Raw genomic sequence first — 12,457 nt, forward strand, 5'->3', positions numbered from 1 at the left:
CGGGGCGCGGAGACACGGCGGGCGGAGTCCCGGCGGGCGTAAGCTCACGCGTCGGGAACCTCACACGAACGGGAGCGCGCGATGTCCCACGACACAGTCATTCGAGGCGGCTTGGTGGTCGACGGCACCGGCAGCGATGCCAAGGTTGCCGACGTCGCCATCGACGGCGAGAGGATCACCGCGGTAGGCGAGGTCACGGCATCGGGGCGCACAGAGATCGACGCTGCCGGCAAGGTTGTCACGCCCGGATTCGTCGACATCCACACGCACCTCGACGCGCAGCTCGCCTGGGACCCCATCGGCTCGAGCTCGTGCTGGCACGGCGTGACCTCAGTGGTGATGGGCAACTGCGGGGTCACGTTCGCTCCGGTGAAGACCGAGGACATCGAGTACATCGCCGAGGTCATGGAGTCGGTCGAGGACATTCCGAAGCAATCGATGATGCAGGGCCTTCCGTGGGACTGGCGTTCCTACGGCGAATACCTGGCCTTCTTGGACGGCATGCCCAAGGGCCTCAACGTCGGCGGCATGGTCGGCCATGTCGCCGTGCGCTGGCACACGATGGGCCCCGACAGCCTCGACGAGCGTCCTGCATCGGAGTCCCAGATCGCAGCGATGTGCGAGCTGGTGGACGAGGCGATGGGGTCCGGCGCGCTGGGCTTCTCGACCTCGCGCACCTTGCTTCATCGCACGCCCGACGGACGCCCGATCCCGGGCACCTTCGCCGATGACAACGAGCTGTACGCCTTCGGCGACGTGCTGGGCCGCCACGGCCGGGGTGTCTTCGAGTCGGCGCCTCGCTTCGAAGCCGCCGGGCCGGACTTCGCCGGAGGCCGTCACGAGATCGAGGTGCTCGGCGAGATCACGCGGCGCAGCGGCCGGCCCAGCACCTTCGGCCTGGTGTATTCGGCCCGCAAGCCCGAGATGAGCGATCTGGTGCTCGGCTACGTCAGCGAGCAGAACGCCACCGGCGCGAACCTGCGACCGCAAACCACCTGTCGTGCCATCGGCGTCGTGCTCGGAATCCAGCACCGCACACCGTGGGATCGAGCGGGCGAGACCTGGCGATCGCTGCGCGAACTCGATGTCGCTGGGCGCCTTGAGGCGATCCGCGACCCAGCGACCCGTGCGGCCCTGGTGGAGGAGGCCAACTCGTCGGACAAGAACTCCACTGGCATGGCGAACTCGCTTGTCGACCTGAGCCGCCTGTATCTGCTCGATGCGGTCAACCCGAACTACCGGATCGGACCCGACGGCACGCTCGAGGCACAGGCGGCGGCAGCCGGCATGTCGCCGGTGGAACTGTTCCTGGATGCGACCGATCGCTCCGACGGGACCGTGATGCTGAGCCTGCCGGTGTTGAATCAGGACTTCGACGCGATCGAGCGGATGCTCAGCCACGACTCCATCGTGATGGGCCTCGCCGATGCGGGCGCCCACGTCGGCCAGATCATGGACTCCAGCCAGCCCACGTTCTTCCTCAGTCACTGGGTGCGGGACAACGGGTTCTTCTCGCTGCCCGAGGGCATCCGCAGGATCACCTCCGATACGGCCGACCTGTTCGGGCTGGTCGACCGGGGCCGGCTCGAGGTCGGGCGGTTCGCCGACGTCAACGTCATCGACGTTGACGGCCTGTCGCTGTCGGGCCCCGAATACGTGTACGACTTCCCGGGCGGCGCGGGCCGCTACATCCAGCGCGGCGACGGCTATGACGCCACGCTGGTGAACGGGCAGGTGTTCATGCGCGACGGCGAGCACACCGGCGCACTCACCGGAAAGACCCTGCGTTCCACTGATTAGTGCGAACGCCGAAGCTTCGCCGGCTGACTCTTGCGAACGCCAAGGCTCCGCCGGCGTTCACCCAGAGGCCATTACAGGTAGCGTCGCTGCTTCATGGCTTCTGCACCTGCAATGAACATCAACACCGATGCGATCTGGCGTGTCACCCTCGACACGACCAAAGGCCGCATCGTCATGGACCTCGACCCCCAGCTTGCGCCGGCGACGGTGAACAACTTCGTCAACCTGGCGCAGGACGGTTACTACACGGGGCTGACCTTCCATCGAGTCGTGCCCGAGTTCGTCATCCAGGGCGGCTGCCCGGAGGGCTCGGGCCGCGGCGGCCCCGGGTACCGGTTCGCCGACGAGCCCGTGAAGGGCGACTACACGCTCGGTGCCGTGGCCATGGCCAACGCAGGGCCAGACACCAACGGCAGCCAGTTCTTCATCTGCATCGACGACTGCCGCGCCAAGCTGCAACCCGCCTACAACCTGTTCGGCTACGTGACCGAGGGGATGGACGTTGCACTCGCCATCGCCGTCGGCGACACCATGGACACGGTCACCGTCGAAGAGGTCGCTCACAACTAGTGCGAGTACTGTGGCGCATCGGCATGGGCAAGGAGAAGACGGATGAATGACACAGTGCTGTACGAGGTTGACGACGGCGTGGCGGTTGTCACGCTGAACCGTCCTGAACGCCTCAACGCCTGGACCGGCGAACTGGGCACCGGCTACTTCGACGCGCTGGATCGGGCCGCCGCCGACCCTGACGTTCGAGCCATTGTCGTGACCGGGGCAGGCCGAGGCTTTTGCGCCGGGGCCGACATGGACAACCTGCAGGGAATCAGCAGCGGGCAAGGCGAAAGCTCCGACGAGGCCCCGCCTCGCCTGCGCAACGAGCGTCACGACTACGCCCTGTCCATCCCCAAGCCGGTGGTGGCAGCGATAAACGGGGCATGCGCCGGGCTGGGCTTCGTGCACGCCATGATGTGCGATGTCCGGTTCGCGGCTCAGGGGGCCAAGTTCACGAGTGCATTCGTGCGACGCGGCCTCATCGCTGAGCACGGCGTCTCGTGGATGCTGCCCCGCGTGGTCGGTCCGTCGAATGCGCTCGACATCCTCATGTCGGGCCGCGTCTTCCTGGCCGAGGAGGCCAAGGAGATGGGCGTGGTCAGCAGGGTCTTTTCGCCCGACGAGCTGCTCGACGAGGCAATCAGCTACGCGCGTGATCTGGGACGTTTCAGCGCTCCGTGGTCGATGGCCCAGATCAAGCGCCAGGTATGGGGACAGCTCGATGAGGCACGCAGCGACGCGCTGGAGGAGTCCAACGCGCTCATGCGGGAATCGCTCACACGACCGGACTTCAAGGAAGGTGTCCAGAGTTTCGTGGAGCAGCGCGATCCCAACTTCGAGCCAGTCTCGGCTGCCTCTGATTGATCTGGGTCTGAGTCATCTGGGAGCTGATCGACTCCCTGCCCACATGGTTCTGGCACCTGCCGGGGCGGTGACACGAAAGTGAACGACACGCTCGTCGCGTTCGCGGTCCTCGCCTGGCTGGCGTACCTCGCTAGCCGGCTGCTGGCACGCCACCACCTGCCCGAGCTGGTCGCCTTCCTCATCGTCGGCGCCCTGCTCGGCCCCTCGGGGCCGCCCGTCATCAATCTGATCGACGAGCCCTCGCTCATTGCGCTGCGTCCGGTCACCGAGGTGGCGCTGGCCGTGCTCATGTTCGTGATCGGCGAGCGCGTCTCGGTGCGGGCGCTGCGTGCCGCCCGCTGGACGTTGACCACCGGTGTCGTCCAGTTCGCCTTGAGCGCGGTCGCGGTGTTCTGGGTGACCAGCAGGCTGGGGGCTGACCGCCCGGTGGCGTTGGTGCTGGGAGCGCTCGCGGGCGCCGGCGCTCCGATGACGATCGCGCACATCGTGAGCTCGGTGCGCGCCCGCGGCAGCTACCCCACGGGCATCGTGGGCACCCACGCGGTGTCTGATGCGCTGGCCACCACCACCTTCGCGGCAGTGCTGCCGATTGCCCTGCTGCTCTCCGACGAGGCGGCCGACATCGGCAGTGCTGTGGTCGACTTCGTGCAACTCGGCATCGGCGGCGCGGTGCTGGGACTCCTCGGTGGCTGGTTCATCTCGCGTCTCGGCTTCCAGATCGAAACCTCCGGCGAGCTGCTGCTGTTCGTGCTGGTGCACATCGTGATCGGGTGGACCATCGCCGGCTTTCTCGACATCTCGCTGCCGCTGGCCGCGCTGGTGGCCGGCGCCACGGCGGCAACCGTGTCGCCGCAGGCGTTCTCGGTGCGGCTGTTCCGGACGATCAAGACCATCGAGCAGCCGCTGTACCTGTTGTTCTTCGCGCTGGCCGGCGCCTCGATCCACCTCTCCGACGTGCCCAAGGTGGGCCTGGTGGGCGTCGCGTACATCGTGGTGCGCGTTGCGGCCAAGATCGTCGGCGGCCTCGGCGGCGGATTGGTGGGAGGCCTGGGCTGGCGGAGGTCGTTGCGACTGGGCGTCAACCTGACGCCTCAGGCCGGCGTTGCCGTGGGCCTGGCGGTCATTGCCTCGGAGCGGCTCGGCGACCCGGGCGCCGAGGCCGCCACGGTGGTGCTGGGCGCCGTGGTGCTGTTCGAGCTGGTCGGGCCGCTGCTGGTAGCGCGGGATCTGCGCGGCTGGTCGTCGGCCGAGGACGAGAACGGCGCCGCCCCCGAGGAGTTCGAGCTGCCCCATCGTGTGTTGGTAGCAGCGCCGGTACCGGTGGAGCTGCCGGAATGGCTGATCGACCAAGCGGCGCGATGGCGGTCGTCGCTGGTCGTGCTGATGCCGGGGGAGCGTGACGAGCCGCATGCCACCAAGATCGGCGAGCTCTGCGGCAGCCGCGATGTCGATTTCGAGTTTCGCTCGCTGCGCAACGAGAGCTTCACCGGTGCAGTTGTGCGCTCGCGCAGCCAGCACCATGCCGACTTGGTGGTGCTGTTCTCCCAGCGCCCGCCCACGGGCGCCTCACGTCTGGTGCTGCTGCCCTCGGAACGGATCGCCCGTCAGCTCCCGGTGCCGGTGCTGAACTTCCCGCTGAACCCGGATGTCGTTGACGATGCCGATGAGGCGCCGCGGCAGCGACGGCTGCCGTGGCAAGGCACAGGCCGCGGCGAATGAGTGTGTCGCAGGCAGGTGGCGGCCCGGCAGGGGAGTCGCTGGTTGCGGCTGTCCGCGATATCGCAACCGAAGCCGGCGCGCTCACGCTGCGATGGTTCGGCCGGCGCGACCTCGGCGTTACCTGGAAGCGCGACGGCACCGAGGTGACCGAAGCCGACCGGGCGGCAGAGCGCCTCGTCCGCGACCGGATCGCCGAGCTGTATCCCGACGACGCGATCTTCGGCGAGGAAGAGGGCGGCTCGATCCGGCCCGACGGTCGCACATGGATCGTCGATCCCATAGACGGGACGAGGGGTTTTGTGCGGGGCGTCCCCCTGTACGCGACGCTTGTGGCGCTGGTGGATCCTCATGGACCGTTGGTGGGCGTCATCGACCTGCCGGTGCTTGGGCAGACGCTCGCGGCCGGGAGGGGTGCCGGCTGCTGGCTCGGCGACCACCGCTGCTCGGTGAGCGATCACGCCGATCTCAGCGGGGCGCTGGTCAACACGTCCGACTACAACACCTTCGAGCCTTCCCAGTTCGAGGCACTGCGCGCCGGCGGCGCGATGATGCGCACATGGGGCGACGCCTACGGCTACTTCCTCGTGGCGACCGGACAGGCTGAGGCCATGATCGACCCGGTGTGCGAGACCTGGGATCTGGCGCCGATGCCGGTGATCATGGCCGAAGCCGGTGGGGCCTTCACGGACGTCGCAGGGTGGCCCGAATACCGCAATCGCAACGGCGTTGCCACCAACGGGCTACTGCACGCGGCTGTTCTCAACGCGATGGGTGCCAGGCACGGGGGCGACCGTGGCAAGTGAGGCCCGGCGCAGGGCGGAGCTCCGGTTGCCCGAGCGAGACCGGATGCCGCGCTGGGTGCCGCGCGCGATTGGCTTGCTCATGGCCGCGGTGGTCGGCCTCGCGACCGCGGCGTGGCTGCTCGACAAGCTGCGCGACCTCTTGGTGGTGCTGCTCGTGTCGCTGTTCCTGTCGTTTGCGATGGAGCCGGCGGTCAACTGGCTGGCGCGCCGGGGCTGGAGGCGGGGGCTCGGCACCGCAGTCGTCTTCTCGGCCTTCGCCTTGGCGGCTGCGGGATTCCTTGCGGCAATGGCATCGGTGCTGGCCGACCAGATCACCAAGCTGATCGACGCGGCTCCGGGCTATCTGGCTGACATCGAGAGGTGGGCAGACGAGCAGTTCGGCATTCAGCTCAGCACCGACGATTTGAGAGCCCAGTTCACCGAAGGCGGGAGTGCCGCATCGCTGCTTGGCGATGTCGCCGGCAATCTGGTATCGGTCGGCTCCACCGTGGTGAACGTGGCAATTCAGATGCTCACCGTTGCCCTGTTCACCTTCTACCTCGTAGCGGACGGCCCGCGGCTGCGTCGCTTGGTCTGCTCGGCGTTGGCTCCTGCTCGCCAAGCCGCAGTGATGCGTGGCTGGGAACTGGCCATCGACAAGACCGGCGGTTACATCTATTCGCGGACCTTGCTCGCTATGGCGGCGTTCCTGGTGCATTGGGCTGCCTTTGCCATCATCGGCGTGCCGTTCCCGATTCCGCTGGCGATGTGGGTGGGCGTGCTCTCGCAGTTCGTGCCAGTCGTCGGCACATACCTGGCGGGGCTGCTGCCGCTGCTCATAGCGTTGCTCGACGAACCGATCACAGCCCTCTGGGTCGCCGTGGTGGTGCTCGCGTACCAGCAGATCGAGAACTACCTGCTCGCGCCGCGGGTGACCGCCCACACCATGAACATCCATCCCGCGGTGGCCTTCGGGGCAGTGCTGGTGGGGGCGGCACTGCTGGGCTCGGCTGGCGCCCTGTTGGCAGTGCCGGCGGCAGCGACGGTTCAAGCATTCGTGTCGACGTACATCAAGCGGCACGAGCTCATCGAGTCCGAGTTGTTCGAGACCCACGACGACGAGGACGATTCTGACGACCCGGACGACCCGGACGACCCGGACGACGGTCAGGTGTGACCCGGGGGCGGTTGGGGCCAGGGAGCGACGTAGTCCAGCGGATCCACGGCAGCACCGCCCAGACGTAGCTCGAAATGCAGGTGCGGGCCGGTGACCGCCCCGGTTGAGCCCAGTCGCCCAATGCGATCGCCGGCCTCCACGCGGTCACCCTCGCGTACGCTGATGATGCTCAGGTGCGTGTAGACCGTCGCAACCCGCCAGCCGTGGTCGATGATGACTGACCTGCCATATTCGGCGAAGCTCCCGGTTGCCATGACGGTTCCCATGCCGGAAGCGAACACGGGGACACGCCAGCGCCGTTCCCGGTCGACGAGATCAACCCCAGTGTGCGGCAGCCACCGTTTGCGCACCGGGTGGTAGCGGGGGCCGAATGCTGAGGTCATGACGGGATCGGCAAGCGGCATGCGGAGCTCGCCGAAGAGCGGTACGCGCAGCGGTTCACAGGCCTGCCTTGTGGCGACGACCGACGCGATCCAGTCGTCGTAGATGAGAGCGCCTTCGATGGCGGGACCCATATAGGGGAGCCGCTCCAGCGCCGGTTCAGGGAAGCACGCGTTGAGGTGCTGGCTGATCGGTGCCACGTCCACGGGCAACTCGGTCGCATGCACAGCCTGGTTGTGCCCGATTGCGACTCCGGCACACGCGAGCAGGGCGGCTGCTGTTGCGCGCATCAACGGTCGGACTGACCGTCGTACGCGTTGCAGCTGCCCAATCACGTCGCGCCTCCCCCGCTAGGCGCCGAATCAGCCTATTTCGCGACGCCGTCCCGCGCGGCCGGAGGGCCATATACCAAGCTGGACCGATGGCAATCCTGGTTGATGAGGCCCGTTGGCCATGGCGCGGTCGCCGCTGGGCTCATCTCGTCTCCGACGAGAGCTACGACGAACTGCACCGGTTCGCAGCGCTCATCGGCAAGCGGCGAGCAGCATTCCAGGGTGACCATTACGACGTCGATGAGGCCGAGCGAGCGCTGGCGCTGCAAGCGGGCGCCGTCGCAGTGAACAGCCGTGAACTGGTGGCTCGGCTGCGGGCAGCAGGGCTCAGAAGACCTCGAGGTGATCCATCACCGCGTCGATGAAGCCGAAGTTCTTCGGCGTGGCGAAGTGGTCGCAGCCACGCAGCTCGGTGAACGAAGCGTCCGCCAGGGCATCGAGCAGCGGGTCGGCCGGGCCGGCAAAGTCCTCGGTGCCCAGCACCACCCGCACCGGATGGGTGATGCGTGCGAACTCGTCGTCGCCGAGCGGTGCGTGCTTGCGGCGCATGAATGCCGCCAGCGCCTGGCCGTCCTGGTCCGGCTCGGCGGCATAGCGAGCGAAGGTCTGGGCGTGCACGTCGTCTGCCTCGGCCTCGCCGGAGACGCCGCGGGCGATGCGTTCGGCCTGCTCGTCGTCGCGTTCGAACAGATTCCGCCCGACGCCCGAGACCACCAGGCGGCCGAAGCGCTCGGGCGCCATGGCCGCCATGGCCAGCAGCGTGCGTGATCCCATGGAGAAGCCGACGCCGTCGACGGTCTGCTCGCCGACTTCGGCTGCCAGCCGCTCCACCAGCTTGGCCTCCATGTCGGCGTAGCCGGCCGGGTCGTGGTGCTTGTCGGCCGAGCCGTGGCCGGGCAGGTCCCACGCGATGACTTCGCGGCCGCCGTCGGACAGCAGGTCGATGATGCCGGTCGGCTGCCAGGTGCTCGCTACCGAGCCGGTGAAGCCGTGAAGCAGGAGCACAGGATTCGCCATGGCCGGAAGTCTCGCAGAGCGGTGACCTACCCTGCATCGGAGCCTCCAGACAGGACGAGCAGCGAATATGAGCACCACGACCGCACCGCCCATCCGGATCGCCAACTGCAGCGGCTTCTTCGGCGACCGGCTCTCTGCCGCCAAGGAGATGGTGTCGGGGGGCCCGATCGATGCCCTCACGGGCGACTGGCTGGCCGAGCTGACCATGCTGATCCTGTCGCGCATCGCCGCCAAGCGGCCCGGCGCCGGCTACGCCCGCACGTTCGTCACGCAGATGGAGGAGGTCATGGGCACCTGCCTGGACCGGGGTATCAAGGTGGTGTCCAACGCCGGCGGCCTCAACCCGGCTGGGTGCGCCAACGCCGTGGCCGAAGTGGCGGACCGGCTGGGGCTGAGCCCGTCGATCGCCTACGTCGACGGTGACGACCTCACCGACCGGCTGGGGGAGCTGATCGCAGCCGGTAACGACTTCGCCCATCTCGACACCGGCCAGCCCCTGGGCGAGCTGGCCGATCGGATCGTGACCGCCAACGCCTATATCGGCTGCTGGGGGATCGTGGAGGCGCTGAACCAGGGTGCCGACATCGTCGTCACCGGGCGGGCGACCGATGCAGCCGTGGTGGCCGGCCCCGCGGCGTGGCATCACGGCTGGACTCGTGACGACTGGGATGCGCTTGCCGGGGCCATCGTTGCCGGGCATGTGATCGAGTGCGGCGGGCAGGCCACCGGCGGCAACTACAGCTTCTTCACCGAGATCGCCGACATGACCTACCCGGGCTTTCCGTGGGCGGAGGTCGCAGCCGACGGCTCCAGCGTGATCGGCAAGCACGCCAGCACCGGTGGGGAGGTCTCGGTGGGCACGATCACGTCGCAGCTGCTGTATGAAATCCAGAGCGAGCGCTACTTCAACCCCGATGTGGTGAGCCGCTTCGACACCATCGAGTTGGACCAGATCGGGCGGGACCGGGTGCGCATCAGCGGAACCCGGGGCGAGCCGGCGCCGTCCACGCTGAAGGTGGCCATGAACTACCAGGGCGGCTTCCGCAATCAGATCTCGATCGGGCTGACGGGTTTGGACATCGAGGCCAAGGCCGAGCTCATCGAGCGCCAGTTCTGGCATGCGTGCCCGTATGGCCCCGACGACTACGAGACCGTGGTGCGCAAGTTCCTGCCGACTCACAAGGCCGATCCGGGCAGCAACGAGGAAGCGGTTGCCGTCTACAAGATCATCGTGAAGGACCCTGACGAGCGCAAGGTGGGGCGGGCGTTCTCGAATGCGGGCACCGAGATCGGCTTGTGCTCCATTCCCGGGATGTTCGGCACCGGGGGAGGCCCGGGCGCGGGCCAGCCCTTCGGCGTGTACTGGCCGGCGCTGGTGGATGCGTCGCTGGTGCCCATGCAGGTGGTGGTGGACGGCCGCCGCACGGTGGTCGACAGCACGCCGCCCGACGTTCCGTCCGCCGAGGTTCGATCCAGCGAGGACGAGGTGGCTCCGGCTGAACGGGTGGAGCCGCCCGGCGGGCGGACGCGGGCGGTGCCGCTCGGCACGCTGTACGGCACCCGGTCCGGCGACAAGGGGCCGAACGCCAACCTGGGCATCTTCGCCCGCTCGGCTGAGGCCTTCTGGTGGCTGTCGGACTTTCTGACCGTCGAGCGACTTGCCACCTTGATGCCCGAAGCTGCCGCGCACCGGGTGGACCGCTACGACCTGCCCAACATCTGGAGCCTCAACTTCATCTTCCACGGGCTGCTGGAAGAGGGCGTGGCGGCTTCGACACGGCAGGATCCGCAGGCCAAGGCGCTGGGGGAGTACCTGCGCGCCAAGATCGTCGAGATTCCCGAGGCGCTGCTGCCGTAACGATCGCGTCGCGTCAGCGGTGCTGCAGGTCCTGCAATGGCATGCGGGGGCCGTGGCGTGGCGGTGGGCCGGCTGATTTGGCCAGCGCTTGTACACGGGCGCGCTGGCCCCGGTAGGGCTCGAGTAGCTCCAGCATGCGGTCGTCGTCGCCTCGCCGCTCACCGGACAGGTGCCAGGTGACGTAGCTGGGGATCTGGTAGTCGCCGATGATCACCGAGTCAGGATCGCCGTGGCAGAGCAGCACCACGATCGACGCTGTCCACGGGCCGATGCCGCGGATCGCCTGCAGTCGCTTGCGAGCCTGCTCCGGCGGGCAGTGGGCCAACCGCTCCAGCGTCGCTGCGCGGCGGGCGAAGGCGATGATCGCCTCGGCACGACGGCGCTCGATGTCGAAACGGTGGAACTCGTGGTAGGCGAACGAGGCCATCAGCTCGGCCATTGGCGGCAGACGCAGCGTGCTCGGAGCGGGGCCGGGCGGTTGCCTGCCCCAGCGCCGCAGGATTCCCTGCCAGGAGTTCTTGGCGTTCAGCCCTGGCACCTTCTGGCCGCAGACGGTGGGCACCACGTGCTCCCAGATCGTGCCAGTGGCCGTCAGCCGGCGTGCAGGCCAGCGGCGCACCCAGCCGGCCACGACAGCGTCTTGGGGCACGAGTGCTGAGGGGTCGTCATGGGCGCCGAGCAGCGCCGGCACGCGCTCCGCTGCGGCTTCGGCGCCCGGCCCCCAAGCGCAGATCTCCGCCGTGCGGCTCAGGCGTGTGATGCGCAGCGTGGCCTCACCGTCGGGGGTATCGGCGGCCCGCCAGATGGCCGGGCCGTCGTACAGCACTGGCCCAAGCCGGCCCTTGCCGCCGACGCGCCCGAGTGTTCGTCCCGCATCCAGCTCGAAGTCGAACTCGAGTCGTTGCACGAGATCGGGCGACTCGGCCCGGAGCGCCCGCGCCGCTGGTGCTGGTGCCGTGCCTCGCCGCATCACGACGGTTCCGAACGAGCCTCTTAGGCGGGTTCGGCGATCACGGGGTTGGTGAGCGTCCCGATGCCCTCGATGGTGATGGACACATCGTCGCCGTCGCTCAAGAATGCGGGTGGCTTCCAGAACGCCCCGACGCCCTCGGGCGTGCCGGTGGCGATGACGGTGCCCGGTTCCAGCGTGAACGCCGTCGACAGGTGCTCGACGATCTCGTAGCAGTCGAAGATGAGATCGTCGGTCTTGGCGTCCTGGCGGACTTCGCCGCTCACTTCGGTGACCAAGCGGCAGTTGTGCGGGTCGATGGAGTCGCCGGTGACCATCCACGGCCCGCACGGCCCGTGGGTGTCCCACGATTTGCCCATCATCATCGTGGGGCTGGCACGCTGCCAGTCGCGCACGCTGACGTCGTTCATGATCGTGTAGCCGGCGATGTAGTCGGCGGCGTCGGCGGCCGACACGGCTCGGGCGGCCCGGCCGATCACGATGGCCAGCTCGCCCTCGTAGTCGACCATGTCCGGCGCAGCCGCCGGGAGGTGGATGGGTTCGTGCGGCCCGATGATGCAGTGGTGGTGCTTGTTGAAGATGATCGGCACCTTCGGGGGCTCACGGCCACCCTCTGCCGCATGGGCCCGGTAGTTGAGCCCCACGGCGAGGATGGTCGGCGGGCGGCCCACCGGCGACAGCAGGCTCGCTTCGTCGAGCGGTGTGGCGGGGCCCGTCGCCATGGCTTCCACTGCGGCTGCCAGGTTGCCGCCGCATGCTTCGAGCAGCGATGGCAGGTCGGTGTGGTCGCTCTGCAGCGTCGCCAGTCCCTCGTCGGTCACCACAGCCAGAGCGGGCTGACCGTCCACAAGATGTCGTGCAATGCGCATGCAGGCGACGCTAGTGGGGAGGCGCGCATTGGACGCGGTGGCGACGCTCGCCCCCGTGCCTCGACCGCCGCCGTTTGGCACGTTCGGGCAGCTCGGCATTGTGCGAACGGCTTGACAGTGGCACTCTGGCGCT

General features: G+C 68.2%; 12 protein-coding genes. 8 read left to right on the plus strand and 4 right to left on the minus strand.

What is annotated here, in order from left to right; genetic code table 11:
* Window positions 1-81: 81 nt before the first annotated feature.
* The 6 genes from ACOGXD_RS12775 (at window position 82) to ACOGXD_RS12800 (ending at window position 6,897) form a co-directional block, all read left to right on the plus strand.
* Entirely contained in the window at window positions 82-1,800 is a 1,719-nt protein-coding gene (locus ACOGXD_RS12775) for an N-acyl-D-amino-acid deacylase family protein (protein ID WP_419915413.1), read from the plus strand.
* 93 nt (window positions 1,801-1,893) lie between these two features.
* Window positions 1,894-2,370, plus strand: a complete 477-nt coding sequence (locus ACOGXD_RS12780; protein ID WP_419915414.1) for a peptidylprolyl isomerase — start codon at window positions 1,894-1,896, stop codon at window positions 2,368-2,370.
* A 42-nt stretch (window positions 2,371-2,412) separates the two neighbouring features.
* Window positions 2,413-3,219, plus strand: a complete 807-nt coding sequence (locus ACOGXD_RS12785; RefSeq protein WP_419915415.1) for an enoyl-CoA hydratase — start codon at window positions 2,413-2,415, stop codon at window positions 3,217-3,219.
* Window positions 3,220-3,297: 78 nt separating this feature from the next.
* Window positions 3,298-4,938 carry a cation:proton antiporter gene (locus ACOGXD_RS12790; protein ID WP_419915416.1) on the plus strand — a complete coding sequence of 547 codons (1,641 nt, stop codon included), beginning with the start codon at window positions 3,298-3,300 and terminating at the stop codon, window positions 4,936-4,938.
* Window positions 4,935-5,741: an inositol monophosphatase family protein gene (locus tag ACOGXD_RS12795; RefSeq protein WP_419915417.1), complete on the plus strand. Its 807-nt coding sequence runs from the start codon at window positions 4,935-4,937 to the stop codon at window positions 5,739-5,741. The genes ACOGXD_RS12790 and ACOGXD_RS12795 overlap by 4 nt, the downstream gene beginning before the upstream one ends.
* On the plus strand, window positions 5,731-6,897 hold the full coding sequence (locus tag ACOGXD_RS12800; protein ID WP_419915418.1) for an AI-2E family transporter: 1,167 nt from the start codon (window positions 5,731-5,733) through the stop codon (window positions 6,895-6,897). The genes ACOGXD_RS12795 and ACOGXD_RS12800 overlap by 11 nt, the downstream gene beginning before the upstream one ends.
* On the opposite strand, the gene ACOGXD_RS12805 is transcribed toward ACOGXD_RS12800, so the two are convergent.
* Window positions 6,888-7,484, minus strand: coding sequence for a M23 family metallopeptidase (locus tag ACOGXD_RS12805; protein ID WP_419915419.1), 597 nt, complete (start codon window positions 7,482-7,484; stop codon window positions 6,888-6,890). The genes ACOGXD_RS12800 and ACOGXD_RS12805 overlap by 10 nt on opposite strands.
* A gap of 215 nt (window positions 7,485-7,699) precedes the next feature.
* Here ACOGXD_RS12805 and ACOGXD_RS12810 point away from each other — a divergent pair, with 215 nt between their 5' ends.
* Window positions 7,700-7,975, plus strand: coding sequence for a DUF4031 domain-containing protein (locus tag ACOGXD_RS12810; protein ID WP_419915420.1), 276 nt, complete (start codon window positions 7,700-7,702; stop codon window positions 7,973-7,975).
* Here ACOGXD_RS12810 and ACOGXD_RS12815 read toward each other — a convergent pair.
* On the minus strand, window positions 7,938-8,627 hold the full coding sequence (locus ACOGXD_RS12815) for an alpha/beta fold hydrolase (protein WP_419915421.1): 690 nt from the start codon (window positions 8,625-8,627) through the stop codon (window positions 7,938-7,940). The genes ACOGXD_RS12810 and ACOGXD_RS12815 overlap by 38 nt on opposite strands.
* Window positions 8,628-8,694: 67 nt before the next feature.
* On the opposite strand from ACOGXD_RS12815, the gene ACOGXD_RS12820 reads away from it, so the two are divergent.
* Entirely contained in the window at window positions 8,695-10,485 is a 1,791-nt protein-coding gene (locus ACOGXD_RS12820; RefSeq protein WP_419915422.1) for an acyclic terpene utilization AtuA family protein, read from the plus strand.
* A 13-nt stretch (window positions 10,486-10,498) separates the two neighbouring features.
* On the opposite strand, the gene ACOGXD_RS12825 is transcribed toward ACOGXD_RS12820, so the two are convergent.
* Together ACOGXD_RS12825 and ACOGXD_RS12830 are read right to left on the minus strand one after the other, a co-directional pair.
* On the minus strand, window positions 10,499-11,455 hold the full coding sequence (locus ACOGXD_RS12825; RefSeq protein ID WP_419915423.1) for a DNA-3-methyladenine glycosylase family protein: 957 nt from the start codon (window positions 11,453-11,455) through the stop codon (window positions 10,499-10,501).
* Window positions 11,456-11,478: 23 nt separating this feature from the next.
* Window positions 11,479-12,324: a fumarylacetoacetate hydrolase family protein gene (locus ACOGXD_RS12830; protein ID WP_419915424.1), complete on the minus strand. Its 846-nt coding sequence runs from the start codon at window positions 12,322-12,324 to the stop codon at window positions 11,479-11,481.
* Between the last annotated feature and the right edge of the window lie 133 nt (window positions 12,325-12,457).

Origin of the sequence: Candidatus Poriferisodalis sp. (genome assembly GCF_965204125.1) — a bacterium.
In the GTDB taxonomy this organism is placed as follows: domain Bacteria; phylum Actinomycetota; class Acidimicrobiia; order Acidimicrobiales; family Poriferisodalaceae; genus Poriferisodalis.

Excerpts from the sequence above, each read along its gene's own strand:
- ACOGXD_RS12775 (WP_419915413.1), top strand. The coding sequence starts at position 82 with ATGTCCCACGACACAGTCATTCGAGGCGGCTTGGTGGTCGACGGCACC.
- ACOGXD_RS12780 (WP_419915414.1), top strand. The coding sequence starts at position 1,894 with ATGGCTTCTGCACCTGCAATGAACATCAACACCGATGCGATCTGGCGT.
- ACOGXD_RS12785 (WP_419915415.1), top strand. The coding sequence starts at position 2,413 with ATGAATGACACAGTGCTGTACGAGGTTGACGACGGCGTGGCGGTTGTC.
- ACOGXD_RS12795 (WP_419915417.1), top strand. The coding sequence starts at position 4,935 with ATGAGTGTGTCGCAGGCAGGTGGCGGCCCGGCAGGGGAGTCGCTGGTT.
- ACOGXD_RS12810 (WP_419915420.1), top strand. The coding sequence starts at position 7,700 with ATGGCAATCCTGGTTGATGAGGCCCGTTGGCCATGGCGCGGTCGCCGC.
- ACOGXD_RS12815 (WP_419915421.1), bottom strand. The coding sequence starts at position 8,627 with ATGGCGAATCCTGTGCTCCTGCTTCACGGCTTCACCGGCTCGGTAGCG.
- ACOGXD_RS12820 (WP_419915422.1), top strand. The coding sequence starts at position 8,695 with ATGAGCACCACGACCGCACCGCCCATCCGGATCGCCAACTGCAGCGGC.
- ACOGXD_RS12825 (WP_419915423.1), bottom strand. The coding sequence starts at position 11,455 with ATGCGGCGAGGCACGGCACCAGCACCAGCGGCGCGGGCGCTCCGGGCC.
- ACOGXD_RS12830 (WP_419915424.1), bottom strand. The coding sequence starts at position 12,324 with ATGCGCATTGCACGACATCTTGTGGACGGTCAGCCCGCTCTGGCTGTG.